This window comes from Haladaptatus pallidirubidus, from assembly GCF_020700235.1.
GTDB lineage: Archaea > Halobacteriota > Halobacteria > Halobacteriales > Haladaptataceae > Haladaptatus > Haladaptatus pallidirubidus.
Genome location: NZ_CP085301.1, coordinates 1,795,592 through 1,820,037 on the forward strand (window position 1 = coordinate 1,795,592; position 24,446 = coordinate 1,820,037).

The window sequence follows — 24,446 nt, forward strand, 5'->3', positions numbered from 1 at the left end:
TATGGCGGGTGCACTTCTCGAACAACTACTAAACGGCCTGACAATCGGGGCGGTGTACGTGCTGCTAGCCGCGGGTCTTTCCATCATCTTCGGCGTGATGGACGTCATCAATTTCGCTCACGGCGAGTTCTTCGCGCTCGGCGCGTACCTCGCGTTCGCCATCGTCGCCGTCGGTTCCGGCGGCGGGATATTCTGGATCGCGCTCCTCGTCGCGCCGCTCCTCGTCGCGCTCATCGCGGCGGTAATCGAGCGGGGAACCATCCGACCGCTGTACGGCAGAAATCCGCTGTATCACATCCTGCTCACGTTCGGATTGGTTCTCATCTTCAAGGATGCTATCTCGTTCATCTGGGGTGACAACCCCAGACAGTTCGCCCAGCCACCCTTGCTTCGAGGTCCCATGGACGTGCTCGGCTTCAGCTACTCGAAGTACAGCTTCTTCATCATCGGCGTCGGCGTCGTGATGGCCGTCGGAACGTGGCTCCTGCTGAATCGCACCCGGTTCGGGCTCATCGTCCGCGCAGGCGCGCAAGACCGAGAGATGGTTCGCCACCTCGGCATCGACATCGACCGCTACTACACGCTCGTCTTCGCCTTCGGCGCGTTCCTCGCGGCGCTGGCCGGAATCGTCCTCGGCGCGAAACAGAGCGTCAACCCCGGAATGGGCAACTCCGTCATCATTCCCGCGTTCGTCATCGTCGTTCTCGGCGGTCTGGGAAGTTTCCGCGGCGCGGTCATCGGCGGATTCGGCGTGGGTATCATCGAGACGTTCTTCCGGAGCCCACCGTTCGGACTCGGCGCGGTGCTTCCAAATCTCGAAGGATTGGTCGTCTTCTTGCTGATGATAGGCGTCCTGCTCGTCCGACCGCAAGGCTTGTTCGGAAGCCCCGAGTGGGACTCGGAGGGCGGCGGCAAACTGCTGACCGGCGGTGGCGGCGGCGTGCTGGACGACCGAACGCGGTTCCGACTCGGGGCGGTCGTTGTCGGCCTGCTCGCGCTCGCACCCCTCGGAATCGGGGTGCTGTACACCTCTTACGAAGTTAATTCGCTCCTCTTGACCATCCTCGTCTGGGCACTGTTCGCGTTGAGCCTCGACTTCGTAATGGGCTACGCCGGACTCGTCTCGCTCGGTCACGTCCTCTTTTTCGGACTGGGAGCATACGGAACGGTTCTCACGGTCGAGAACGGAATGCCGTCCGTCTTCGTCGCGCTCGGGGTCGGTATCCTCGTCGCGGCGCTGGTCGCGTGGGTCGTCGGCCACCTCTCGATTCGCGTTTCGGGGGTGTACTTCTCAATGATTACCCTCGGCTTCGCCGAGCTGTTCTTCCAACTCGTGCAGAAATCGAGTTTCACCGGCGGCAGTGACGGCATATTCTCCGGGTTCGACCCGGTGTACGGCCTCATGGGCGGGCCGGAAGTCGGGGACGTCGCCTTGCTCGGCGATATCGAACTGTTCTACTACTTCGTGCTCGCCGCCGTCATCGGGTCGTACCTATTCGCCCGGCGAATGATGAACGCACCCTTCGGGAGCGTGCTTCAGGGTATCCGTGAGAGCGAAGAGCGCGCCTCGTTCATCGGCTACGACGTGACCGCCTACAAGCGGCGGGCGTTCGTCATCAGCGGTGGCCTCGCGGGACTCGCCGGAGGACTTTCGGCGATACACACTGGCGGTGCGTCGCCCTCGGTTCTCGCGTGGATAAAATCCGGCGAGGTTATCGTGATGACCATCCTCGGCGGGATGGGAACTCTGTACGGGCCGATGATTGGAGCGGGCGTCTTTTTCGGCCTCCGGGAAGTTCTGCAATCGTTCACCGCACAGTGGCAGGGCGTCCTCGGACTCATCTTCGTCCTGTTCGTCATCTACGTCCCGCAGGGTCTCGTCTCGGTTCCCGGGATGGTCTCGCGGTACACGAACCAGGAGACTGGCGGCGGCCCGGAACCGGTGGCTGACGCCGACTCGGAGGTGAGCAACTGATGGCGCTGCTCGAAACCGAGAACCTTACCCGTCAGTTCGGCGAACTCGTCGCAACAGACAACGTGAATCTCGGCGTCGAGGCGGGCGAGTTCCGGAGCGTCATCGGCCCGAACGGGGCCGGGAAGACGACCCTATTCAACCTGATTACGGGCGCGCTCTTTCCGACCTCGGGACGCGTCATATTCGCTGACGAAGCAGTATCGAACCTCCCGCCGCACGAGCGCGTTCGGCGCGGAATCGGGCGGTCGTTCCAAATCACGACCGTTTTCGGCGGCCTTTCGGTTCGGGAGAACGTCCGACTTTCCGCGCAGGCGGTGGCCGGTGAGTCGATTACTGCGGGCAATCGCCTGTTCCGTCCGGCAGACAGTTTCCCCGAAATCAACGAGCGCGTCGAGGACGTGCTTTCGCAAATCGGACTCGAGGCGCGGGGGGACGAAAAGGCGGCGGCGCTGGCCTACGGCGACCGGCGACGACTTGAAATCGGGTTGGTGCTAGCGACCGACCCGCGGGTCGTTCTGCTGGACGAACCGACCGCCGGGATGAGCGTGGAGGAGACGCGGGCGACGATGGCACTCATCGACGACGTGCTGGCCGACCGGACGCTCCTGCTCATCGAACACGACATCGACCTCGTGATGAACGTCTCCGACCGAATCACGGTGTTGAATCGCGGGCGGGAACTTGCGACCGGAACGCCCGAAGAGGTCGCGGAAAACGACGAGGTGCAAAAAGCGTACCTCGGAGGTGTTCGACCCTAATGCTGTCAATCGAAAATCTACACACGGGATACGGCGAAACGGAAGTGTTGTCGGGAGTTTCCCTCGACGTTCCGAAGGGCGAAGTGGTCGCGCTCATCGGGCGAAACGGCGTCGGAAAGACGACGACGCTTCGAAGCATCACGGGCGCGCTCCCGCTGACGTCGGGGGAGATTCGGTTCGACGGCGAGGACATCGCCGGACTCTCGCCGGTCGAAACCGTCCAGCGCGGCGTCGCGCTGGTGCCCGAAGAGCGCCGGGTGTTTCCCGGGCTGTCGGTGCGGGAGAACCTCGCCGTCGGAAGTCTCGGCGGGAGCGACAGCACGCATCGAAAAACGGTCGAGGAAGTGTTATCCGCCGGAGCGTTCGAGAATCTGCAGGAACGGCAGAACAGCCGCGGAATCGACCTCTCGGGCGGCGAACAGCAGATGCTGTCCATCGCCCGGGCGCTGGTCTGCGGCGCGGAACTGCTCATGTTGGACGAACCGACCGAAGGACTTGCCCCTCTCATTGTGGAGCGAGTCGAAGCCCTCATCCGCGACCTGAACGAGGAGGGTATCACGGTGCTGCTCGTGGAGCAGAACGTCGCCGTCGCGCTTTCCTTGGCGGACAGAGTGTATCTGCTGGACCAAGGAAAAATCGTCTTCGAGGGAACGCCCGAGGAGTTGGAAGCGGACGGAGAACTGATGGACAAACACCTCGGCATCAGTGTGTGAAAACCGTCGATAACCCTCCGAGAGCAGAGCTAGGAGTCGTCCGTCGACTGCAATCCCGTCGCCATCAGCCGTCGGACGATTACGACGAGACCGTTGTCGAACCCTCTGCCGAACACTGCCCGTTCCTTTTCCGACTCGTTGTTATTTTTCTCGTGTATCGAACTGACCAGGATGGTGTTCTGGTCAACCAGCAGTAGCAGGCTAATCGTCACTTCGTCCGACTGATTTGGCGGGGAGCCGTTCAACCACTCCAACCCCGAAACGAACGTTCGAACGTCGGGAAGTTCGTTTTGAACTCGGCTTCGTAACGGTTCATCTACCGCTCCGATGAGAATACTGATACCCGTTTGCTGAACCGTTCGCAGGTATTCTAGCAACTCTTCGGTGAGCGCGTCTTCGCGAGCGACAACGAAGATAATTTCCTGATTGGCGCTGTCGATGAGTTGCTGTGTCCGGTTCGCAATCGCCGACCCTCCCGACAGCGACCAGACTTCGTGGGTCACTTCTTCGTCGGCGTCCGACGCCGCCGGTTCGATATCCTCGATGGCCTCGATGAGCGTCTCCGTCCGAGACTCGTACTTCTGCCGAAGCGTCTCGGCCGCTTCATCGACCGAAACGGCCCGAAACTGTTGCGGATTCGAATGCTGAACTTCAACGAATCCTTTCGCTTCTAACACCTGTATCGCGTCGTAAACGCGCGTTCGAGGAACGTCGGACGTTTCACTGATTTCCTTGGCCGTCCCCTTCGGGAGCCGCCACAGTGCCACGAAGCATTTTGCTTCGTACTCTTTCAAACCTAGCTTCTGGAGCAATTCGACCGCTCGTTGACGATTAGATAACTCTTTCATGGGTCCCAACCATGCTACCGGCGATTCCGGTACCGTCTCCGTTGTTCTGCGGGCACTCACAAGTCAGTTCCTTTCGAACCGTTCCAATGTAGCACGTGCAAGATACCCCTATCGACGGTGTCCAACTCGGGGCATGAGTTCGACTACGAGGGCACGGGTATGTAAGCTCGGTGCGAGGCGCCGGATTTCTGTCTATTTGTCATGCAGTAGGAAGTCACCCAGATAATCACAGTAAGGTTATACCAAGGTAGTGCGAAACACCAACTGGTACGGAGTTCGAGCGGGTCCCAACCAATCGGTACTCCGTGCCGGAACTGCCCTCCGCGGCAGTTTTTACGGGAAAATTGTGACGGTTCATCAGCGGCAGGAAATCGGATTCTGCGACCGAAAAATCGAGTACGGGATAGTATCACTTGGATGACCACAAAATCAGGACGCCGCGATGGATTCGGATGAGAAGATTGACGCAGGATGGGAGAATCGATATCACGTCCCTAACGAAGAGGGGAAGAAAAACGATTCACTAAACGATATTATTCCGGCAGTTCATCGGCAGAAACGTCGTCCTGCATCGGTTCCAGCACTGTTAGTAGCGGCTTGATCTCGTCGAACCGGGAACCCTTCGTCACGCTTCGTTCCTCGCGATTCCACTCGATATACCCGTGGTCGTCCAACTGAGGGAGATGAACGTGGCCCATCGCAACCGCCCGTCTTCGCTTTTCGTCCGTCGACGCCGAAGCGTTTGAAACCATCGTTCGGTCGTTCTGTGGGTTGTCCTGCAGTAAGGCGAGCAACAGCCGTCGCCTGCGAACGTTGGACAACACTCGTAGCTGGTCGTCGAGCATTGGAACCTTACCGATCTAATACTGGCATCTCGAGCAAATAAGTCGCCGACATATTCACGGACGATAAGCATTTGAGGAAACGAGTGACAAATAAAATAGAAAATACAGGGAGACAAACTGTCCCGTTCAGATCGAACCATTCGACGATTTTTCGCGTTCGGATAGTTCAACCGGAGTTCCTTACGCTTCGTCCGCAACCCCCGTTCAATCACTGCTGAAACAGTTCACCGACCCGGCTCTCGTTGACGAATAGCTCCCGTGGCGGCAGTCGTTCCTCGTGATAGTCGTCGTGGTACTCCATCAGTTGAAACAGCGTCCCGGTCGGATTTCCCGGCGAGACGAACGCCTCCGTCCACGTGTCGAACTCCGCCCGGTCGATGACGCGAACGTCGTTTTCTCGGAGCGACTCGATAACGGCGTCGATGTCCGCGACTTCGAGCGTAACGTGGTGGAGACCCGGCCCGTACCGATCGAGAAAGTCGGTGAGAAAGGAGTCGTCCGAAATCGGTTCGATGAGTTCGAGCCTGGAGGCGTCGCCCAGCTCGTAATACGCCCAGCGAAACTTATCTTCGACGGTTTCAACGGTGAGGCGCTCACAGCTGAGCGCGAACAGGATGGGTTCCGCGTTCTCGATGGATTTGACGGCGATGCCGACGTGGTCTACCCGGATTGGCGTGCCGTGTCGAATTGGCGTGTCGCGTGCGTTCATTGGTCGGGGAGACGTGAAGAGCCATCTTGAATCTGTAGGCGGAGAATCCATCACGGACGTTTCGGGAAATTTCATAACGGCGCTCCGAGTAGCCCCCATCATGGGATTCTACCAACGCGATTTCATGGAAGGAACGCGCGGTACGATGGGCGTCGATTGGGAGGAGCGAATCGATATGCAGCGGATGCGCGAGGAGCGAAAGGAGCGCGCCCTGTCGCGAATGCAGGAGGCCGGACTGGGGAGCATGCTCCTCATCAACGACCCGAACGTCCGGTACGTGACCGGACTGGCCATGACGGGCGGGTCGGGAGCCGACCACTACACCCTGTTCACGGAAAACGGTGACGTCGTCCACTGGGACACGGCCGACCACGCGAGCAACCAGCGATTCAACTGCCCGTGGCTCTCCGACATTCGCTACGCCTGCCCCGGATTGGGGAACGTCCCGCGTGCTTCGGGACGTGATTCGGCCCGCGACTGGCTGAAGGACAAGATGGCCGGACTCGTCTACGAGGCGATGGAGGAGTACGGCGTGGCGAAAGAACCGATGGGCATCGACATCGGCAACGGCGCGCTCATCTCGAAGTTCGAAGACCGCGGCGTGGACGTGCGCACCGAAGAGTGCGCGAACGTCATGGAGAGCGCCCGCAAAGTAAAAACGCGCGACGAAATCGAATGCCTGCGGATGGTCGCCGCGCTCTGTGAGGCCGGATTCCAACGCATCACCGAGACGGCGAAACCGGGCAAGCGCGAGTCCGAGGTGTGGGGCGAAGCCACGCGGGAACTCTGGAGACTCGGCGCGATGGTGCAGGGCGGCTACGTCACCTCCGGGCCGAACACGTGGCCGAAGCATCAGGCGAACACGACCGACCGCATCATGCGCCCCGGCGACCTCGTATACGCCGACTTCTACAATATCGGTTTCATGGGCTATCGCTCTTGTTACTACCGAACGTTCAGCTTGGGAGAACCGACGCAGGCCCAACAGGACGCCTACGAAATCGCCCGCGACAACCTGTACGACGTGCTGGAGCGCATCGAACCCAGTGCGACGACGGACGAGATTTCGCAGGGCTTCCCCGACATGGAAGGCGAACACGCCGACTGGTACGACGCCACCGACCACTGGCAGATGACGACGAACCACTGGGCGCACGGATTGGGGCTACAACTGTACGAAGTTCCCCTCATCTGGCGCGGCATCTCGCCCGACCATCCCATCGAAATCGAAGAGGGGATGACCATGGCCGTCGAAACGATGGAACCCGCCGACAGGCAAGGTGTGCGCGTCGAGGAGATGGTCGTCGTTCGGGAGAATGGTGTCGAAATTTTGAGCCAGTGGCCCGTGGAGGAGATTACGACAATCGAACGCTGATCTGTGGAGAAAGAGTGGTTTTTGTTTTCTTTTGAAAACGTTTTATGTTATAGTTGTTTTCGTATGCGTGTTGGAATTTTTCTAATAGTGCCGGAACGAGTTTTCGCAATGTTACTAGCTGTTGCTGACAATAAATGACCGCAACTCGGATAGAATACCATTGGATCAGGTGATTAGCTATTGAGATACCGTTAGCAAATCACGACAACACATACCCGCAACCGCCCCGCACCGCGAGAGCCACACCCTCCCAACCGACTCACTCATTACGTTCGCTCGTCCCTCGCGCAGGCGACTGAAGTCGCCGTTGCGCGCCGTCGTGAAAACCGAGTATCGCGTGAATACTCGCAAACCCAGTGGCGCGCGCGTCGGCAGACCCGAGGGCTCTCGTCCGAGGAGCTGACTGAGTTTGCGCAAGGGGCGACCGAAACGAGCGACAGCGGGGTGAGTGAGTCGTGATTTGTTAGCGACGTTCCCGAAGACATCGTTCTGTAGTAACCCTCGTTGTTGAAGTCGTAATGTGCTACCGACACACCCGAAAACACAGAAGTCGCTCACAACGTAAAATAATCTAAATCACCTTACCCTTGCTAGCCGAGAAAGTACATCCCGAAAAAGAGCAACGCCAACAACCCGACGAGAACCAGCACTGGTTTGGATGCGTCGAGAATCGAATCCTCGGGGTTCTTCGGGCCGGAACTCGTAATTGAAACGTCAATAATTTCATCCTAACTAGCCTGAATATAAGTCTTGTTTGTGAAAAATCCGATTGGATAGAATACCGCCCCGAATACGTCCTTATAAACGATTAAGGTACCACCCTTCGATTTGCAACCATGAAGCTCGGGACAGGGCTGTTCACCTGCCAGCGACGACCGGACGACGATCGCTCGATGACCGAGATTTACGACGAGATGCTAGAGCTCGGCGAGACGATAGACTCGGCCGGTCTCGACAGCATGTGGGTGTCCGAACACCACTTCGCCGAGGACGGCTACCTCCCGGCCACGATGCCCTCACTCGGGGCGCTGGCCGCCCGCACCGAGAACGTCGAACTCGGGACGTGCATCGCGCTCGCGCCCCTCTACGACGGCGTTCGACTGGCGGAGGACGCCGCGACGGTCGATTTGCTCGCGAACGGGCGACTCACGCTCGGGTTGGCCATCGGGTCGAACCCGCGCGAATTCGAATCGTTCGGCGTCCCCCGAGAGGAGCGCGTGGAGCGATTGAGCGACCTAACGAATCTCCTGCGAGCGTCGTGGTCGGAGGGGGAACTCGACTACGACGCGGAGTTCCACGACGTCTCGCCCGACGTGAGCGTGACGCCGAAACCCGAATCCGACGTTCCGGTCATGTTCGGTGGATCGGTCAAACCCGCAGTTCGGCGCGCCGCGCGGGTCGCCGACGCGTGGTGTGCCCCCTCCTCGATTTCCGTCGAAGGCGTCCGCAAGCGCAAGGAGGACATCGAACGCGTTCGTGAGAAAGAAGGACTCGACGGTGATTTCTCCGTGTACGTCCTCCAGCACGGCTTTATCGCCGACTCGAAGGAGGAGGCGTGGGAGGCGATGAAACCGGGATACTTCTACATCCAGCGTCGCTACGCCGAAATCTTCTCCGGTGAATCGGTGGACGAACTGGACGACGAGCGAAAGCAGGAACTAAAAGAGCAGGCCATCTTCGGCACGCCGGAGCAGGTGGCGGCGGAGTTGAACGAATACCGCGACGCGCTGGGTGACGACATCCATTTCATCTTCCGCACCTACCACCCCGGCATCGGCACCGACGCGATGGTCGAGTGCATCGAGCGATTGGGCGACGAAGTCAAGCCGCTCATTTCCTAATCGTCACTCGGATTTTCGAAACATATTCCCATTTTTCCGGATACTGTAATTATAAATTACAATGATAATATACGGTATATGAACCCATGACTACCAGACGGTCGATTCTGAAAATCGGGGGCGGAATCGCGGCGGGAACCATCGTCAGCACGAAAACGCTCGGCTACGAACGAGACGGGGCTGAAACGGACGAAGTGACAATACAGCGTGACGAATACGGCGTCGCGCACGTCTACGCTCGTGAGGCGAACGATGCCGCACCGACGTTTTTCGGGTACGGATACGCAACTGCCGAAGACCGACTGTACCAGCTCGAACTCTCCCGGCGTTTCTACCGCGGGACGGTTTCGGCCGTACTCGGAAGCGACTGGGTCGAATTTGATAAAGCATCGCGGCAGACGCATTTCACCCAGACGCCCCTCGAAGAGCAGATAACGACCCAACTGGACGACGAACACCGAACCGTCATCAGGGCATTCACCGACGGCATCAATCGATACAATGAAGAAGTGAAAGATGGCGGTCGAGAGTGGCACGAGGGTTTCGTGGACGCCGGATTCGAACCCGACGGGTGGGTTATGGAAGACGTTGCGGGCGTCTTCGTCGGCACGATGGCGTACTTTTCCGGCTTTCAGTTGGAGACGCTGGGTGCGACGGTTCTCGAACAACTTCGTGAAACCCACTCCGAGCGCGAAGCGATGGCGCTCTTTCGAGACCTCCAGTGGGGCGACGACCCCGGAGCGCCGACTTCGACGGAGCAGTCGGGAGAGGGCTACGTGCCACCGTACGAAAAAGCGGGCGCACTGCATGAGCATCAGAGGGGGGCTGATTCGATGGGCGGCGATTCGGTTGGGGGTCGAAGCAACCGAATCACGGGCGGCGATTTCAAGATTCCGAACGATGCCGCCGCGGTACACGAAGCGGAGATGGACAGAATCGGAACCGTCGCACAGGGACTGGACGGGCTCGGCCTTCCCATCAAGTTGGGGAGTAACGCGCTCGCGGTTCACGGCGACGCCACCGAAAGCGGCGACCCGCTGTTGATGGGCGGCCCGCAGATGGGATTTTCCACGCCGTCCGTGATGTACGAAATCGGTCTCCACGGGCCCGATTTCGATGTTTCCGGTGCGACGGTTACGGGCTACCCGTTCGTGATGTTCGGACACAACGGGAACGGAGCGTTCACGAGTACGGCGGGAATCGACAACTCGATTCAGACGTTCGTGGAGTCGATAGTTCCGCGCGACGAGGCCGCCGACCAGTACGAATTCCGCAGAGAATTGCGCGATATCAACGAGCGAGAGGAGACGATACCGGTGGCCGACGCGTCGGACGAAACCGTCACGCTTCGGTGGACGCATCACGGAACCATCACCCAGTACCGACCGGATGCGGGGGAGGCGCTCGCACAGACACGCGGCTTCGAAGGACGCGACATGAACTGTTGGAGAGCGTTTTACGACGCGCAGTTCGCGAGCAACGTTCACGAGTACGGAGAGGCCGCCCAACGATGCGATTACGCCCTGAACTTCGTGTGGGCCGGTGGAGACGACATCGGATACTTCCACCTCGGCCGATACCCCGACGCGGAGAGCGTTCCGTGGGACACCAGACTTCCGGCGGACGGCACGAAACACAAACTGACGGACGACGACTACCTCCGGGCGGCCGACGGCGAAGTTCCCTACGCAATCAACCCGCCCGCCGGCTATTCGGCGCAGTGGAACAACAAACCAGCACCAGGCTGGGACAACGGCGACCTGAGTTACTCGTGGGGAACCGACCATCGCGTTCAGCGCATCATCAATCTCGTCGAACGTCACATCGAGCGTGGGGGCGTCCGGTACGAGGACGTGAAAGACATCGTCTACGACATCTCGTTCGTCGATTTGCGTGCGATTCGGTACAAAGGGAAACTTCTCGATGCGCTGAAAGGGGCGTCGCTTTCCAAAACCGAACGCGACGCCGCGAACGCGCTTCGGAAGTGGAACGACTATCGCCAAGGAGACGGAGCGAAGTTCGGCGGGTCGTATCCGGTTGGATTCACCGTGTTCGACGCGTTCTTCCCGCGTCTGCTGGAGAAGACTTTCAGTCCGGCGTTCGGCGATGCGTACGAACAGGCGACCCACTTCCTCGACTATCGATACGGCCGCGGGACGCTGATGCGAGCGCTCCATCCCGAAGAAGCCGCACTCGAACCAGCGGTCGATTATTTCGACGGCCAACCGAAATGCGTGTTTCGAAACGCGTTCCGCGAAACGGTCGTCGCGTTCGAAGATGCGTACGGGTGTGACGTTTCGAGCTGGCGGCAACCCGCGGAAGTCGATGAACTCGACAACATGGCCCTGTTCGGCATGCCGATTGGGATCGGCGATGCTGGCAGTATGCCCTTTTTAAACCGCGGAACTGAGAATCACGTCGTGCGGATGGGTGAAGAAATACGCGCGGAAAACGTCGTTCCGCCGGGAAACTCCGGATACGTCGCTCCCGACGGAACGAGGGACGAGCACTACGACGATCAACTGGAGATGTTCATCGCGTTCGAGTACAAAGACCTCCTGTTCGCCGACGACGAAATAAACGACGCGACGGAGTCGACGAAAACGGTAGAAAGGTAAAGGGACGAACACACCCCATCGTTTCCGTTGTTCTACGGCCGCGCCGGATTCGAAAAGTAGTCCAGCGGCGCGAGTAGTTCCGTACTCCCCGATACGAGCACGTCGTCCATCACCTGGGCGTGGTCGTCGTCGATATCGAAGTCCGAGGCTTCGACCGCTTCTTTCGACGCTTCGATGTTGTCCGCTTCCATGAAGGAGAAAAGGAAATCGCCGTCCTCGGTCGAGCGGAGAAATCTGGCTTCGGTGAAGACGCCCTCGTTGACGAGCGTTTCGTCGGTTTCCGAGAGTCAGGAGACGAGACGTTGTCGCCAGTGCGGGTCACCGACAATGAGGACTGAAATCGGCTCCGCGGGGATATCGTTCGAATGTCGGTTCGGGTTCATCGTCGGAAGTTGGAGCGTGATGAACGAAAATCTCGTCGATATACAACCCGACCACACAGTCGAAGAGCGTCTGAATATGAATACCACATGCCTTTAGTGAGTTCGGATGATAGATCCGAATATGGGTTTTGGAAGCTACGACGAATCCGAACAACAGAACCGAGAACAGGATTCCAACATGGACGAGTCGAGCGCAGTCAACGTCCACGAAAACGACCATAAGGGCGAAATCACGTTCGACAGCGACGCCTCCAGCGACGAACTCATCGCCAAACTCGGCGAGATGAAAGACGACGAGACGGAAGACGAGTCGTAGCGTCTTCGTACCGAATTTTCTTCTTTATTTTTGTCTGAATTCTTTCAGTCGGACGAGACGCCAGTTCCCTTCTCGACGGAACCGACAGGCGATTCGAGCGTGTAGAAAACGATACCGCAAACGAGAAACAGACTGCCAAGCACCGCGAGCGCGACGAGCGGCGTTCGAATATCGGCGACAACGCCGCTGAGCGGTTTAAGCGGAAATCGAACCAGAGCGTACATCATCGAAACCGCGCTGAGCACCGTCGCCCGACCGATGGATTCCGTATGCTCGTTGACGTAGCCGCTCGCAATCGGTTTCATCACCGTGTTCGCGGATTTCATCACGAAAAAGAGCGGGAACGCCACGAGCGGAAAGAATATCGGGATAACGAAGAAAATGCCGACCAGAGCGGAGATGAGAAGAACCGCCCAGCGGGTCGAAAGGTAATCCTCGATAGCACCGGCGTAGTAGCTAGCGATGGCGGCCACGACGCTGAACGCGGTATAAAGCGGGCCAAGTCTTGATTGTGGTAGTGAAAGTCGTCTCGTTGCGATTGGCTGAATAAACTCGTCTGCCGCGTTAATAATCGCGAAAAACAGCGCCGTGTACAGAACGAACGACCGAAGCGGGGGTTCCGATAGCTTCTGTCGGATGACCGGAATCGCTTCCATAATCGTGAACCGGTCGTCACTGTGGTCAGTATCGTCGCTACCGTCGCCATCGTCGTCACCGTCGTTCGCGTGGCGACCCGATGCGGGCAACGAAAGCAACACCGGAACACCACAGAGGAGGAGAAGTCCGCCAGCCACGAACGGCAACCGAGGGTCGGCGCTGTAAAGGAATCCGGCGCCAAGCATGGTGCCAGCACTCACCCACTGGTTCACGGATCCGCCTCGCCCCCGAACGCGGATGTACTCTTCCTCGCGGAGTCGGTCTTTGAGCGCATCGTACAGCCACGCGTCACCACTCCCGGACTGAAATGCGATTCCGAGCGCCCAGAGTATCCAAAGCAGGGCAAACGCTGCGAACGTCTGTGCGACGACGAAACCCAGTACCGAGAGTGCGAGCAGTATATTTCCGAGCAGGAGACTTCGACGGCGACCGATGTAATCGCCGACGTATCCGGACGGGATTTCGCCGACGACGAGAAAACCAGCCGAGATACTCCCCAACAGGCCGATTTGCGTGTAGCTCAGGTCGCGGTTCAGGAGGAAAATCGTGAAGACGGGCCAAAAAAACCCGAACGTCATCGTCGCCTGAAAAAGGTAGTATTTCAGAACGACGGGCGACGGACATGTCCAGTTCGTGTATCCCATTGTTTGTCGATGTAGTTCTCGGACGTCGGAGGTCCCCGTCGTTCTCGTGACAACTATCCATTCGTGATAATAAAAAGTGTTAGCTGATTGTATTTTAAGTTGGGTATTTGACGTTTTGGGGGCAAAGTAACAGCGAACGCCGTAGATGTTCGAATGGTCGTTGAAATTTTCCCAGGCGAACTGAAAATGAGTAAATCGCTATCGATTTTTAGGTAGGCTGAAAAATTATTCACGGTTTGCCAACTTATAAGATGCTGAAGAACCTCTCTAGAGATGCAATGAGTACCCAGAAAACCGTTCGACAAGAGGCAGGTACCGTCGAGGAAAACCCCGTACGACTCGACCGGGAGAAGGCGGAGCAGATAGTCGATGCACTCAACACGGACCTCGCCGACGCGTACGTGCTGTATCACCAACTCCACAAACACCACTGGAACGTCGAGGGTGCCGAACACCTCCAAATTCACCTGTTCTTGCAGGATGCCTACGAGGACGTAGAAGAAGCGGCCGACGAGCTCGCGGAGCGGGCACAAACCCTCGGCGGGGTTCCCCACGCGAGCATGACCGCGCTCTCCGAGGCCGCAACCGTGGAGCCGGAAGACGAGGACGTGTACGACATCCGAACGTCGTTCGAAAACGACCTCGGAATGTACGGCGACATCATCGAGAGCTACCGCGAGCACATCGAACTCGCCGATGGGCTCGGCGACTACGCAACGTCCGAGATGCTCCGCGAACAGTTAGAAACGCTCGAAGAACACGCCCACGTTATCGCCCACTATCTCGAAGACGACACGCTCGTCCTCGAATCGGCGACGAAGTAACCGGTGATTACCGAACGTCCGGTGCTTCATCGCCGGGACGCCCTGGTATCTCCACTTCTATTTCCAATTTCGGCTCCCCGACGCCGCTGAAGTCGATTTCCAGCTCGATGGGGTCGCCGAAGGCGAACGGAAGTTCCCACTCGTCGGTGAGGACGGTGAGTTCGTCGTTGTCGCGTAGCTGTTCGCCGAGTTGTACGAGAAACTCACCCACTTCGCTCGCGCTCAAGCGGTACTCCTGTTCGAAGTCCCGTCCGGTTCGAATCGTCGTTCGGTCGTAGCCGGTTTCGGAGTCGTTCGACATAGAACTCGTGTACGTCGCGCGCCGACGAAAACTCGTCGGAAGGAGAGTTCATGAAGACGGTTACCGAATCAAATCGACAGTCAGGTCGCTCGAAATCCATCCGTCGGTGTTGCCCGATTCGAGGAAGACGACCTTCTCGGGGCAACTGTTACAGGCGGCAATTTCCGGACGGGAGAGAGCATCCGAAACCTCCCTTCCGTCAGACTGAAACTCGGTTCGTGCAGGCATCGAACTGATTTAGGCAGGCCTAAAATAAAAAGGTGCGGGTTTTCGGTTCTTCTTCGGCGTTTATACGAGTTGAATCGGCCACCATCAGTTGGACACCTCGGGGACGCTGACGAGGCCAGCGGGAGCTCCGTCGGAGGCAATCGACATGGAAAATCGCCACGTCAGCGGTGAGTCATCGGCCTCGAACCGTTCTGCATGCGAAATTTGGAGCGTCGAATCGGGGCACCGACTGAACAGTTCGACGATAATCGGAAGGGTGGGTATCCGGCCATCGACCGTGTCGAGTGCGTATGCGGTTATCGTCACGTCCCACATTCTGTCGTCGCAGGAACCGGTCGAAGACGGACGAAGCGTATAATCCGACACTAACGAGGCAGAGTGCAGTTGAGCAAGCGTTTCCGAAAGCGGTTCTTCGCACGGCCTGTGTGATGAGATTCGCTCCGCGGCCATTCGAATGGTGGCCGCTTGTTCTTCCGTCGTTAGGTGGTTTTCCAGTTCCACGCTCATGCTTTCGAGCAGTCGAAGGCAGAGTTCGTCGGGACTTTCGATGGATTCCGCGGCATCGAGGTACGTATCCATAACCGCTCGCTCGACGGCGTCGTGCGGCGACTCGGAAATAATCTCGAACACCGCACCTGCGACGGTGTGACAGAACTCGATCAGCTGTCGTCGTCCGGATGCCGTCGAACTCGGTTCCGAGTCCGATTCGCGTGGAACGTTTTCGACCGGTTCTTCACAGACTATCAAATCGTAGTACGGGAGTTGCGGATCATACCGCCGCAGTGCACTTCGATACCGTTCAGTTGCGCGCACAGCTCTATCCGCGGTTTCGCGGCTTTCGAACCGCCTTCCGACGGTGGGAACCGGTCGGTCGCCCGTGCGCCCGCAAACGAGGTAGTACCGACCGCCATCGATTTCGAGGGCTTCGATGTGTCGTCGGAGTTTACTGAGGGTACTTCCAACCATGGAATTTAGCCACCGTATTCGCCGATTTGGACTCGGTGGGTTGTAGCGTACGGAGTTTCGTCTCTCATCGTCTGCCGAACCATGGTTTTTAGGCTCGCCTAAACCATTAAATGCGTTTCGGTAATTAGGTTAGCCTAAAATCAGATGGGAAGGTCGTCGATGTCGGCGGGGAGTCGAGCGGAGTGGTAAAACCACGCCGAGTACGAAATCGTTACACTCGGCGCGTCGCCGGAGAAGCCAGATTGGACCACCAACGCCTCAGGAAGTTACCGGAGAAAACTACTGTCGGGACGGCTCCTTCGTGTTTTCGTGGTCCCGAAGGATTGGTTTCTTCCGATAGCAGGAAAGTAAGAATTCTCATAGTATCGTCCGATTAGCGAATTCGTTACGGCTACGAAACGGGTGCGTCGGAAGTGGTTCGTGAAAACGACACTGGCCACCACCGAAAAAGAATAACATACGACGCAGTAATCAGCGAACCGTCTTGGCCAGACGAAACGGTAGGAACTCACGTCGGAGATAGTATATTGAAATGGAGTTTATAGCCTCGGTTCACGTCGCCAACAGCGCAACCGCGCCGATTGCGAGACCGATTCCCGCCATATCTCGCACACTTACCGATTCGCCGAGGAAAACGACGCCGAGGACGGCGGCGACGACGAAGTAGAGCGCCGTCACGGTCGTCGCAATTGCCGTGTTTCCGTACTGATCGCGGCGTAGTAGCTTATCGACCCGACGCCGGAGAACAGGCCGCCGACGATTGCGAACGCGACCCCCGAATCGGTGAGCGTCACCGGCCCCGACTGCGAGGCAATGTAGAGGGTTGCGACGCCGACACCGATGGCGTAGGAAATCGCCATCGCCACCTCCGGTTCGAGGGTTCGGGTGGCGTAGTCGGCGAACACGGCCCACACTCCCCACGCGATCATTCCGATCAGAGCGAAAAGAATTGCAGTACGAACCATGTACTCGGCCACGAACCGTACGGACGAATGGCTTCCCATTCCGGCGTTTCAGGCGGTGGCTGTCGGCGGTCAGTAGGTGGCTATCGACGGACAGAGGAGGGTACGACTGAAATCAACGAACGGCTGTAGATAGACAGAAAGCGCCTGTCTCCGGCGTAGGACGGTCATAACAAACGGTGGAAATCACGACCATTCGCGCATGATACGTACCGCGACACTCGTGTTGTCCGTCGTCGTCGCCGCGGGGATGATGTTCCCCAGTGGCGCGGCGGAACTTCAAACGGAACCGGAACCAACCGAACGCTGGAATCAAACCTACGGCGGTTCTGGCGACGACATCTTCAACGACGTTGCGCGAACCGAGGACGGAGGATACATCCTCGTCGGAGAAATCGAAAACTCCGGAACCGGCATCGACGGCTGGGTCGTGAAAATCGACGACGACGGCAAACAGGAGTGGGAACGAACCTTATCGGGGCCGGGCACCGATAGATTGTACTCGGTCGTAGCGGACGACGACGGCGGTGCGATGGTCGCCGGGCGAACAGACCAGGGCGGAAGTGCGACAGGATGGATCGTCGAACTGGATTCGAACGGCGAAACGCAGAGCGAACGAACGCCCGGAACGGGCGCGTTTTACGGACTTGAACGGGACGAGAACGGGTACGTTCTCGCGGGGTGGACGAGCGATTCGGGCACGAAGGGTTGGCTGTTAAAACTCGACGGGTCGGGTGAAAAAGCGTGGGAGGAAACCTACGCCGCACCGGGCGAGTATTCGTCCGGGCAGTTCAAAGGAGTCGTTCCAGCGTCGAACGGCTACTTCGTCGCGGGCGAAGTCGAAGGGAGTAGTCAGGATGCGTGGGCGATGCGCATCGGGAACGATGGCGAACGACGGTGGCAGAAAACAGCTGGCGGATCGGACAGAGAGGCGATTTGGGCCGCGACGGGCGGCGACGACGGAATCGTCCTCTCCGGCGAGTCCGAAAGCGGCGACTCCCGAGACGGATTGGTGTTGAAATACGACGCGAACGGCGAGCTGGCGTGGGAGAACCGATACGGCGAGGACGACGTCGATTGGCTCGATTCGGCGATAAAAACGGACGACGGGGGCTATCTCTTCACCGGCGGAACGCTGACCGGCGGAATCGGCAGCGCGGACGGATACGTGGTGAAAACCGGCGGTGATGGCACCGTTCAGTGGGAGAACGCCTACGGAAGCGCGCAGTGGGACAAGCCGTTTCCCGCGGTGAAAGCTCATAACGGCGGCTATCTCTTGGCAGGACAGACGGGCGGATTCGGGGCCGAAGGAATGGATGGTTGGGTGCTTCATCTCGGACTAGATGGACGAACGTCGGACTCAAACGGGACGACGAACGGTGACGGTTCGGGGGCGGGTGGAGCTACCGACACGGACGAGTCCGCACCGACTGCACAGTCGGAAGACGAACGAACCGGAAACACGAGTTTACCCGGATTTACCGGCGTAGTAGCAATTGCCGCAGTTGCTCTATCGGTACTCATCTGGCGGCGGCGGAGGTAGGAGGTGAATCAAGCGTTTCCAAATAAGAATAATAAGGCGAGTATTCGTGCGAATTTTAAGAGAGTTAAATTTTGTTGCGGATTTCAATACTATTGGACAAAATATTTTCATATATTATAACTAGTTAAAATATGAAATTGTTTATCGTCAATCGGGATTCTTTTATCCTTGAAACCAGTCTGACTTGCTAACCAACTGAGTCGTGACGAGACAATGAAAGGAGAGAAGCTGGCAGAAAGAATGAATAAGCACGATACGGACGAACGTATCGCCTACCGAATCACCAGTGACGTTGATAGGGTAAGCACGAGGGTCATTCGCGGCGTCGAAGAAATCGTCGGGGAGGATGACGACCGACGGACGTGGCTCTACAACAGCATCGACCCGGACGCACTCGACGCACTTTTCAGCCAAAAACACAGCGGCGGTTCCCGGGAGGACGGAAAGGTCGTCTTTACCGCCCGAGGCTGTAAAATCGTCGTTCACGGTGACGGTGAAATTCATATCTACGCACCGGAAGCTCACGATTCCGACGAGTAGTCGAGACGTTTCGAAACGGTATTGATGACGCGCCCGCGAGTGGCGTCAAGAGCCGATTGATGACCAACAAAGCAACCGTTTCCTTCCGCGAACTGTGCCGCGAGCTGCCGGTTCAGACCGGGCTGTTCAGTTTCGGGCCAGTGGCAATCGGGCTAGCCCAGTTGTGGAACGGCCTCGTCCACGGGACGACGGTTTCGTTCCACGCTCTGTTCGCGATCGTCATGGTCGCGTTCGCGGTGCTCGCCACGCGCTATCATCTCGCCACTTTCCGACTGGATAAGCTAGAACGAAAGTAGTCGAACGGATTTGCCTGCCATTGCCGGTTAGGCAGTTCCAGCAGGTGCGCCCGCTCTCGCTTTTCGGCCAGCGTAGGCGTTGTACCCCGCGATGACGGCGACGATGACACCAGAAACGATGTCGCTCCAAAACGCCGCGCCCACGGTCATCGCGAACGGAACCAGAATCATCCACAGTCCTAACAGCGCGACGAACGACGAACTTCCGACGCTAGCGGTAAGTCCCTTCGTCATGCGATAGTAGTTATATCCGGCGACGAGGAAAATTGCAGCCCCGATGATGATGTTGTTCCAGTAGCTCGTTATCGACATCGTTGGATAGATGAACGCCGAGATGAATATCCACGCTCCGACGAGCGATACGAAGCCGCTCAACCACTTCAAGTTCGACGTGTTGGTGTCCGTGGTGCGTGCCGTCCGTTCCCTCGTTTCGGTTTCACTCATGGTTTTCCCTCCGTGTCGAGATAGAGTGAGCGAGCGAATAAAGCGAGCGACCGTTCACGAACTAATGGCCCATTACGGGCGACGAACGGTAACTTTTCAGCCACAAATAGTTGTTTTGAACCTTACAGACGACCAGGGTCGTAGGTTTCGAACCACTCGGTCAACTGCTCGATGCGGTGAATCGCCCGGTCGGGGTCGCCGATGTTGTGGTGTTCGTCGGGATACACGACGAGTTTCGCGGGAACGTCTTGCTTTTTGACGCTGACGTAGAGCTGTTCGGACTGCGACGGCGGGCACCGCCAATCTTCACCGCCTGCCGTAACCAACAGGGGTGTCTCGACGTTGCCGACATCGGTGATGCTGGACGCGGAACCGTAGGTTTCAGCATTTTCCCACGGAAGGCCGAAATCGTTCTCCCACCATTTGTGGGCGTCGTCGGTGCCGTAACACGACCGTAAATCGTAGATGCCGTGTTCCGCCGCGGCACCCGCAAACCGATTCGTGTTCGTGATGAGGTAGCCGGTCGTGATGCCGCCGTAGGAAAATCCCGTGGCGAACGTGCGGTCGGTATCGACCCAGCCTCGTTCGACGAGGTGCTCGACGCCAGAGACCACGTCCTCGGCTTCGCACGACCCCCACGCGCCGCGAAGGACTTCGCTGAATTCCCGGCCGTAGGAACTGCTTCCGCGATAGTTGGGACAGAGGACGACGTACCCCTTGTCGGTCCAGTACGCGTAGTCGAAAGCGAACTCCGGCGTGTCGTAGGAAATCGGCCCGCCGTGGATGGAGACGATGAGGGGGTGAGGGTCGGAATCCTCCGGGTCGAAATTCGCGGGCAGGTAGACGATACCCTCGATATCGTCGCCGGAATCGTTCTCGTAGACGACGCGTCGACAACCGGGCATGGCGTGTGACTCCTCGAACGCCCCGTTGAGAGTCGTGAGTCGGGTTGGTTCGCCGGATTCGAGGTCGTCAGCATCCAGCGCGTACAGGTCACCGACCGTCTCCGGTTCGGTTGTTAGGAGTGCAATCGTCTCGCCCGCGTGGTCGAAGGTTCGAATCGTTCGGTAGTCGCCCTGCGATTCGAAGGTGTACTCCGGGTCGCTCCCGTCGGCGAAACAACGGGCGAGTCGGGTGCTTCCCTCGTCGCCGATTGGAGCCAATAGTGTTTCCGCATCCAGCCAGCGGACGCGGTTCGCGTGGGCCACGGTTCGGTCGAGCGAGTCGGTAATCGACCGATACTCGTCAGTTTCTGCGTCTGCGACGAACACCTGCGTCGGGATGTGCCAGTTGATTGCGTCGCTGGCGGTAAAGGCAAAGTGGTCACCGTCAGGGCTCCATCGGGGTGCGTTTGCGTAGAGATTCGTGTCGGTGACCTGCCGGAGTTTGTCCCCGTTGGGGTCGATTGTGTACACGTCTACCGCACCGGAGTCGTCCGGCCGCTCAGTTCGGTTCGAAAGGAATGCGATTCGTTCCAGCCCCCACGCGGGTTGCAATCCCGTCCCCGGTTCGTGCGCGCCGCCGCCGTAGGCGTCGTCGAGTCGACGCTCCTCGCGCGTCGCCACGTCCACGACGAACAGATAGGTCGTCACGTCGTCCAAGAGACCTTTTCCGTCGAACCGGTGCTGAAGCCGGGAAATCTCGACCGGGCCGCCGTCTCGACGTTCCGCAAGATACGCCGCCTGTTCGTCGGTCGGGTCGCGCGCGGAGACGACGATCCGTTCGCTCTCCGGCCCCCAATCGAATTCTCGGACACCCTCCTCGCGGGTCGTCACCTGTCGGGCGTCGCCACCGCGCGCGAGATCGAACATCCACACCTGCGATTTCGGTTCGTCGTCGATTTCGTCGTTCTCGTCTCTTCCTTCCTCGTCGTCCGAATCACAATCTCCATTTTGAACCGAAAGCGCGGCGTCCTCGTCTCGCGCCGCCAAAAACGCGAGCTTCGACCCATCGGGCGACCATTTCGGAGACCCCGCGTCGGATGCACGAGAAAGTCGGTAGGGAGAGTCGCTACCGTCCGTCGGCACGACGAACAAGGAGGTTCGTCGGTCGTCTTCGTCGCGGTCGAACTCGCTCGCGACGAAGGCGAGTCGGTCGCCGTCGGGCGACAGCGCGAGGTCGGCCGCGAGCGTCAAATCGTAAAAATCGCTAGCTTCGAACGTCCCAGTCATCGATGGCATAACTCGGTCCGGACATATAGATGTACGTTCGCCAGCAAGTCACACGCGAAAACGCCGGATGCAGGACTCAGGCGACGTTTCGCTCGGAAACCGTTTCCCCGTTTTCGAACCGCTCGCTGTCCAATCCGGAAACGTCCACGAGCGACGACTCGCCCTCGAAAACGAGTTCCGAGACGATTTTTTCCGGTCGCTGGTGCGTGCTGAATCCGTGGCCGGAAAAGCCGACGGGGGTGATAAAGCCCGGAACCGTCTTCTCGATAATGGGGTGATGGTCGGGGGTGACGGCGTACAGACCCGCCCATCCCTGTTTGACGCGAGAATCCGGGGCGAAGTAGGTCGCCGTGTTACCCGCGCGTTCCAGCGCCTCGACGGTCCAATCGAGGCCGGTGGTTCGGTCGTAGGCGTTCGGGTCGGCGAACGAATCGGAAGCGGAATCGAAATGGCCACCGACGAAGGCAGAGCCCTCGCGCTCCGGGCGAAAGTACGACCCGGTGTCGAGGTCGATTGTCAGCGGCACCGATTCCGGAATCGGTGCCGCCGGTTCGACAACGGCGATTTGACGGCGTTCGGGAGCGACCGGCAGGTGGATTCCGGCCATCTCCGCTATTCGGCCCGCCCACGGCCCGTTGGCGTTGACGACGTAATCCGCGTCGAGACGACCGCCGGTCGTCTCGACGCCAACGACGGAATCACCCTTCCGAACAACGTCGGCTACTTCCGCACCGGTTCGAATCTCCACCCCCGCCTCTCGGGCGCGCGCGTGGCGAATCCCTGTAGCGCGATCTGGGGATCCGCGAAGCCATCCGTCGGACAGTAGGTGGCACCTCGAAATTCTTCGCTCTGTAGTCCGGGGCAGTGTTCGCGGACGTCTTCGGGCGTGACCAGTTCGCTCGGAACACCACGTTCGTTCAGCATAGTGAGGGTATCGGCGAACGATCCGGCGGTTTCCTCCTCCCACGCGAGGAAGAGGTACCCCGGACGTCGATACGCTATGTCGGTTCCGAACTCCGCTTCGAATCGCTCTCACACTCGCACGCTCGCCAGCGAGAGTTCGACGTTGACGGGTGTCGAAAACTGATCTCTAATGCCGCCCGCGGAGCATTCGGTGCTTCCCGCGCCGATATTCGAGCGTTCACAGACCACGACATCAGCCCCTCGCTCGGCGAGATAGTGGGCACTCGAACAACCGACGATTCCCCCGCCGATGACGACGATTTTCATGGTCGGAGTACGATCTTCCGGGTAATAATCGTTCCACCGACGGAAAATAAGGGGATACGGGACGAACCATCGGTATGGTTCGAATCCTCTCCGACGACGACGTGGAATCGGTTCTCGACGTAAATTCCCTCCTCCCGGTCGTACGGGACGCGTTCGTCAAACAAGGTCGGGGCGAAGTCGAGCGACCGGAGCGCCCCCATTTTCCCGTCGGTGCCGGACTCGCAGATGGCCCGCTCGGAACCGGCCTCGTCATGCCCGCGTACATCCACGGTGCAGCCTACTACGCCACGAAACTGGTCGGCGTACACGAGAAAAACGCCGAACGGGGACTTCCGACCGTCAACGCACAGATCGCCCTCACGGAGGCCGAAACAGGCCGACCAACTGCCTTCCTCGCCGGGACGAAAATCACGAACGCGAGAACCGGTTGCATCGGCGGTCTCGCGGTGAGCGAACTCACAACAGCTCCCGTCGAACTCGCGCTCATCGGCGCCGGAACGCAGGCGCGGTGGCAGGCGCGCTGTATCGCCGCCGCGACAGATCTCCGTCGGATCCGGGTGTACTCGCCGAGCGATTCCAAACGCGACTGTGCCCACACGTTGGAATCCGAACTCGGAATCCGAACCGAAGCAGTCGCGTCGGCCGACGATGCCGTCTCGGGTTCGAACGTCGTCGTCACCGCGACGACCGCCACCGAACCCGTGTTCTCCGGCGGTTCGCTCGACGAAGGAGTCGTCGTCGTCGCCGTCGGTGCGTACACCGCCGAAACCCGCGAACTCGACCGGACGACGATAGACCGCGCCGACAGAATCTTCGCGGACGTGCCGGAGGAGGTGATAGAAATCGGCGACCTGCGAGCGACCGACTGCGCGAAAGACGACCTCATTCCGTTTTCCGACGTGGTTGAGAAACGGTCTGGGCGCGAATCCGAATCGGAGATCATCGTGGTTGAAAGCGTCGGAACCGCCGTGCTGGACGCCGCCGCAAGCGAGCACGTGTACGAACGAGCGAGCGAGAGAAATATCGGCGAGGAAGTCGAGCTGTAGAGATTTCCCGATGGATATCTAGCGAGACATCCGTAGAGTTAGATGGACAGCATTCTGTATTGAGCTGTCGGAAACAATCGTGGCGAAACGAGATATATGAGAAGGTTTCTGTATAGTTATCCAGGTTGTTATTCGATTCTCAGCGGGACAGCCGCACCGCAAATTCAGCCCTAATGAACGTAAATCGGCCGCACCATGACGGTTATCTGTTTA

21 protein-coding genes and 3 pseudogenes are annotated in these 24,446 nt (G+C 58.7%); 12 read left to right on the forward strand and 12 right to left on the reverse strand.

The annotated features are described in order from the left end of the window. The first annotated feature begins 1 nt into the window (after position 1). The 3 genes from LIX15_RS09845 to LIX15_RS09855 are packed head-to-tail and all read left to right on the forward strand — an operon-like array spanning position 2 to position 3,446. Positions 2-1,975: an ABC transporter permease gene (locus LIX15_RS09845; RefSeq protein WP_345412635.1), complete on the forward strand. Its 1,974-nt coding sequence runs from the start codon at positions 2-4 to the stop codon at positions 1,973-1,975. Beyond that, entirely contained in the window at positions 1,975-2,733 is a 759-nt protein-coding gene (locus LIX15_RS09850) for an ABC transporter ATP-binding protein (protein WP_227773564.1), read from the forward strand. Before LIX15_RS09845 ends, LIX15_RS09850 begins: the two co-directional genes overlap by 1 nt. Further along, complete coding sequence (locus LIX15_RS09855; RefSeq protein WP_227773565.1) at positions 2,733-3,446, forward strand: ABC transporter ATP-binding protein; 714 nt, start codon at positions 2,733-2,735, stop codon at positions 3,444-3,446. Before LIX15_RS09850 ends, LIX15_RS09855 begins: the two co-directional genes overlap by 1 nt. A gap of 29 nt (positions 3,447-3,475) precedes the next feature. On the opposite strand, the gene LIX15_RS09860 is transcribed toward LIX15_RS09855, so the two are convergent. From LIX15_RS09860 to LIX15_RS09870, 3 genes are all read right to left on the reverse strand, one after another. Beyond that, on the reverse strand, positions 3,476-4,294 hold the full coding sequence (locus LIX15_RS09860) for a TrmB family transcriptional regulator (protein WP_227773566.1): 819 nt from the start codon (positions 4,292-4,294) through the stop codon (positions 3,476-3,478). A gap of 533 nt (positions 4,295-4,827) precedes the next feature. After that, complete coding sequence (locus LIX15_RS09865) at positions 4,828-5,139, reverse strand: DUF7344 domain-containing protein (protein WP_227773567.1); 312 nt, start codon at positions 5,137-5,139, stop codon at positions 4,828-4,830. A 208-nt stretch (positions 5,140-5,347) separates the two neighbouring features. Next, complete coding sequence (locus LIX15_RS09870; protein ID WP_227773568.1) at positions 5,348-5,848, reverse strand: VOC family protein; 501 nt, start codon at positions 5,846-5,848, stop codon at positions 5,348-5,350. A gap of 100 nt (positions 5,849-5,948) precedes the next feature. Here LIX15_RS09870 and LIX15_RS09875 point away from each other — a divergent pair, with 100 nt between their 5' ends. The 3 genes from LIX15_RS09875 to LIX15_RS09885 all read left to right on the forward strand — a co-directional run bounded on the left by LIX15_RS09875 (position 5,949) and on the right by LIX15_RS09885 (position 11,682). Further along, a complete protein-coding gene (locus tag LIX15_RS09875) occupies positions 5,949-7,223 on the forward strand; it encodes a M24 family metallopeptidase (protein ID WP_227773569.1) in 1,275 nt (424 codons plus the stop codon). An 836-nt stretch (positions 7,224-8,059) separates the two neighbouring features. Next, on the forward strand, positions 8,060-9,064 hold the full coding sequence (locus LIX15_RS09880; RefSeq protein ID WP_227773570.1) for an LLM class flavin-dependent oxidoreductase: 1,005 nt from the start codon (positions 8,060-8,062) through the stop codon (positions 9,062-9,064). 86 nt (positions 9,065-9,150) lie between these two features. Beyond that, entirely contained in the window at positions 9,151-11,682 is a 2,532-nt protein-coding gene (locus LIX15_RS09885) for a penicillin acylase family protein (protein WP_227773571.1), read from the forward strand. A 32-nt stretch (positions 11,683-11,714) separates the two neighbouring features. Here LIX15_RS09885 and LIX15_RS09890 read toward each other — a convergent pair. Next, a pseudogene (locus tag LIX15_RS09890) lies at positions 11,715-11,954 on the reverse strand (DUF6176 family protein); the annotation flags it as partial. 232 nt (positions 11,955-12,186) lie between these two features. On the opposite strand from LIX15_RS09890, the gene LIX15_RS09895 reads away from it, so the two are divergent. Then, positions 12,187-12,381 (forward strand): DUF5786 family protein, encoded by a 195-nt coding sequence (locus tag LIX15_RS09895; RefSeq protein WP_227773572.1) that lies wholly within the window; start codon positions 12,187-12,189, stop codon positions 12,379-12,381. 44 nt (positions 12,382-12,425) lie between these two features. Here LIX15_RS09895 and LIX15_RS09900 read toward each other — a convergent pair whose 3' ends face one another. Next, the gene (locus tag LIX15_RS09900; protein ID WP_227773573.1) at positions 12,426-13,682 is read right to left on the reverse strand and encodes an MFS transporter; all 1,257 of its coding nucleotides are present in this window, start codon (positions 13,680-13,682) and stop codon (positions 12,426-12,428) included. Between the two features lie 278 nt (positions 13,683-13,960). Here LIX15_RS09900 and dpsA point away from each other — a divergent pair, with 278 nt between their 5' ends. Further along, on the forward strand, positions 13,961-14,506 hold the full coding sequence (gene dpsA / locus LIX15_RS09905) for a DNA starvation/stationary phase protection protein DpsA (RefSeq protein WP_227773574.1): 546 nt from the start codon (positions 13,961-13,963) through the stop codon (positions 14,504-14,506). 7 nt (positions 14,507-14,513) lie between these two features. On the opposite strand, the gene LIX15_RS09910 is transcribed toward dpsA, so the two are convergent. From LIX15_RS09910 to LIX15_RS33180, 4 genes and pseudogenes are all read right to left on the reverse strand, one after another. Further along, positions 14,514-14,807 carry an amphi-Trp domain-containing protein gene (locus tag LIX15_RS09910; protein ID WP_227773575.1) on the reverse strand — a complete coding sequence of 98 codons (294 nt, stop codon included), beginning with the start codon at positions 14,805-14,807 and terminating at the stop codon, positions 14,514-14,516. 60 nt (positions 14,808-14,867) lie between these two features. Then, the gene (locus tag LIX15_RS09915) at positions 14,868-15,035 is read right to left on the reverse strand and encodes a hypothetical protein (protein ID WP_227773576.1); all 168 of its coding nucleotides are present in this window, start codon (positions 15,033-15,035) and stop codon (positions 14,868-14,870) included. Between the two features lie 84 nt (positions 15,036-15,119). Further along, positions 15,120-16,001: a DUF7551 domain-containing protein gene (locus tag LIX15_RS09920; RefSeq protein ID WP_227773577.1), complete on the reverse strand. Its 882-nt coding sequence runs from the start codon at positions 15,999-16,001 to the stop codon at positions 15,120-15,122. A gap of 552 nt (positions 16,002-16,553) precedes the next feature. Next, positions 16,554-17,005, reverse strand: a pseudogene (locus LIX15_RS33180) (EamA family transporter). A gap of 160 nt (positions 17,006-17,165) precedes the next feature. On the opposite strand from LIX15_RS33180, the gene LIX15_RS09930 reads away from it, so the two are divergent. The 3 genes from LIX15_RS09930 to LIX15_RS09940 all read left to right on the forward strand — a co-directional run bounded on the left by LIX15_RS09930 (position 17,166) and on the right by LIX15_RS09940 (position 19,342). Beyond that, positions 17,166-18,506 carry a PGF-CTERM sorting domain-containing protein gene (locus LIX15_RS09930; RefSeq protein WP_227773578.1) on the forward strand — a complete coding sequence of 447 codons (1,341 nt, stop codon included), beginning with the start codon at positions 17,166-17,168 and terminating at the stop codon, positions 18,504-18,506. Positions 18,507-18,746: 240 nt separating this feature from the next. Next, on the forward strand, positions 18,747-19,046 hold the full coding sequence (locus LIX15_RS09935) for a HalOD1 output domain-containing protein (RefSeq protein ID WP_227773579.1): 300 nt from the start codon (positions 18,747-18,749) through the stop codon (positions 19,044-19,046). 59 nt (positions 19,047-19,105) lie between these two features. Continuing rightward, complete coding sequence (locus LIX15_RS09940) at positions 19,106-19,342, forward strand: hypothetical protein (protein ID WP_227773580.1); 237 nt, start codon at positions 19,106-19,108, stop codon at positions 19,340-19,342. Positions 19,343-19,369: 27 nt separating this feature from the next. Here the strand turns inward: LIX15_RS09940 and LIX15_RS09945 are convergent, their stop codons facing one another. From LIX15_RS09945 to LIX15_RS33185, 3 genes and pseudogenes are all read right to left on the reverse strand, one after another. Beyond that, positions 19,370-19,786 (reverse strand): SPW repeat domain-containing protein, encoded by a 417-nt coding sequence (locus LIX15_RS09945; protein ID WP_227773581.1) that lies wholly within the window; start codon positions 19,784-19,786, stop codon positions 19,370-19,372. 122 nt (positions 19,787-19,908) lie between these two features. Further along, positions 19,909-21,957 carry a S9 family peptidase gene (locus LIX15_RS09950; RefSeq protein WP_227773582.1) on the reverse strand — a complete coding sequence of 683 codons (2,049 nt, stop codon included), beginning with the start codon at positions 21,955-21,957 and terminating at the stop codon, positions 19,909-19,911. A 76-nt stretch (positions 21,958-22,033) separates the two neighbouring features. After that, a pseudogene (locus LIX15_RS33185) lies at positions 22,034-23,187 on the reverse strand (NAD(P)/FAD-dependent oxidoreductase). Between the two features lie 74 nt (positions 23,188-23,261). Here LIX15_RS33185 and LIX15_RS09960 point away from each other — a divergent pair. After that, entirely contained in the window at positions 23,262-24,233 is a 972-nt protein-coding gene (locus LIX15_RS09960) for an ornithine cyclodeaminase family protein (protein ID WP_227773583.1), read from the forward strand. Positions 24,234-24,446 lie beyond the last annotated feature (213 nt).

Coding starts and splice junctions, on each gene's coding strand:
- LIX15_RS09845 (WP_345412635.1), top strand. CDS start 2: ATGGCGGGTGCACTTCTCGAACAACTACTAAACGGCCTGACAATCGGG.
- LIX15_RS09960 (WP_227773583.1), top strand. CDS start 23,262: ATGGTTCGAATCCTCTCCGACGACGACGTGGAATCGGTTCTCGACGTA.
- LIX15_RS09930 (WP_227773578.1), top strand. CDS start 17,166: ATGATACGTACCGCGACACTCGTGTTGTCCGTCGTCGTCGCCGCGGGG.
- LIX15_RS09875 (WP_227773569.1), top strand. CDS start 5,949: ATGGGATTCTACCAACGCGATTTCATGGAAGGAACGCGCGGTACGATG.
- LIX15_RS09850 (WP_227773564.1), top strand. CDS start 1,975: ATGGCGCTGCTCGAAACCGAGAACCTTACCCGTCAGTTCGGCGAACTC.
- LIX15_RS09855 (WP_227773565.1), top strand. CDS start 2,733: ATGCTGTCAATCGAAAATCTACACACGGGATACGGCGAAACGGAAGTG.
- dpsA (WP_227773574.1), top strand. CDS start 13,961: ATGAGTACCCAGAAAACCGTTCGACAAGAGGCAGGTACCGTCGAGGAA.
- LIX15_RS09865 (WP_227773567.1), bottom strand. CDS start 5,139: ATGCTCGACGACCAGCTACGAGTGTTGTCCAACGTTCGCAGGCGACGG.
- LIX15_RS09900 (WP_227773573.1), bottom strand. CDS start 13,682: ATGGGATACACGAACTGGACATGTCCGTCGCCCGTCGTTCTGAAATAC.
- LIX15_RS09870 (WP_227773568.1), bottom strand. CDS start 5,848: ATGAACGCACGCGACACGCCAATTCGACACGGCACGCCAATCCGGGTA.
- LIX15_RS09940 (WP_227773580.1), top strand. CDS start 19,106: ATGACCAACAAAGCAACCGTTTCCTTCCGCGAACTGTGCCGCGAGCTG.
- LIX15_RS09895 (WP_227773572.1), top strand. CDS start 12,187: ATGGGTTTTGGAAGCTACGACGAATCCGAACAACAGAACCGAGAACAG.
- LIX15_RS09915 (WP_227773576.1), bottom strand. CDS start 15,035: ATGCCTGCACGAACCGAGTTTCAGTCTGACGGAAGGGAGGTTTCGGAT.
- LIX15_RS09880 (WP_227773570.1), top strand. CDS start 8,060: ATGAAGCTCGGGACAGGGCTGTTCACCTGCCAGCGACGACCGGACGAC.
- LIX15_RS09860 (WP_227773566.1), bottom strand. CDS start 4,294: ATGAAAGAGTTATCTAATCGTCAACGAGCGGTCGAATTGCTCCAGAAG.
- LIX15_RS09950 (WP_227773582.1), bottom strand. CDS start 21,957: ATGACTGGGACGTTCGAAGCTAGCGATTTTTACGATTTGACGCTCGCG.
- LIX15_RS09945 (WP_227773581.1), bottom strand. CDS start 19,786: ATGAGTGAAACCGAAACGAGGGAACGGACGGCACGCACCACGGACACC.
- LIX15_RS09885 (WP_227773571.1), top strand. CDS start 9,151: ATGACTACCAGACGGTCGATTCTGAAAATCGGGGGCGGAATCGCGGCG.
- LIX15_RS09935 (WP_227773579.1), top strand. CDS start 18,747: ATGAATAAGCACGATACGGACGAACGTATCGCCTACCGAATCACCAGT.
- LIX15_RS09920 (WP_227773577.1), bottom strand. CDS start 16,001: ATGGTTGGAAGTACCCTCAGTAAACTCCGACGACACATCGAAGCCCTC.
- LIX15_RS09910 (WP_227773575.1), bottom strand. CDS start 14,807: ATGTCGAACGACTCCGAAACCGGCTACGACCGAACGACGATTCGAACC.